At 60.8% G+C, this 411-nt stretch carries 1 protein-coding gene; it reads right to left on the minus strand.

What is annotated here, in order from left to right; translation table 11 throughout:
• Positions 1-121: 121 nt before the first annotated feature.
• The coding region (locus HMPREF2716_RS20100) for a RebB family R body protein (RefSeq protein ID WP_070621992.1) at positions 122-411 on the minus strand (290 nt) is incomplete at its 5' end.

Here is a 411-nt window from a genome sequence, read left to right on the forward strand (position 1 = left end):
ACGTTGGACTGGGTGACGGCATCGGTGATCTGGTTGTTTACTGCGGTTGGGAAGCTCATGGTGATTCTCCTGAATCATTGCGAAGGATGTACGGCGATTGCTTGGACCCGGCGGGTCAGGCTCAGGTGAAGGATTTCAGTACGGTCAGCAGGCTGGTGAGGTTGTCGGCCACGCCCAACTGGCCGACTTTCTCGGTGGCTCCGGCATCGGCGGCGGTGTCGAGGCTGTAGATTTGCATCACGCCCATGTTGGAGGCGGCCAGGGCCAGGGCGTTCTGCTGTTGCTGGGCAGCTACCGAATTCTCGAACAGGATGCCGGTGGAGTGGGCCATGGTCTGGAAGATCGAGCCCAGCGCCATGGCCGGGGCTTCACCGATCACCTTGACGTTGGACTGGGTGACGGCATCGGTGA

Origin of the sequence: Pseudomonas sp. HMSC076A11 (genome assembly GCF_001810205.1) — a bacterium.
In the GTDB taxonomy this organism is placed as follows: domain Bacteria; phylum Pseudomonadota; class Gammaproteobacteria; order Pseudomonadales; family Pseudomonadaceae; genus Pseudomonas; species Pseudomonas aeruginosa.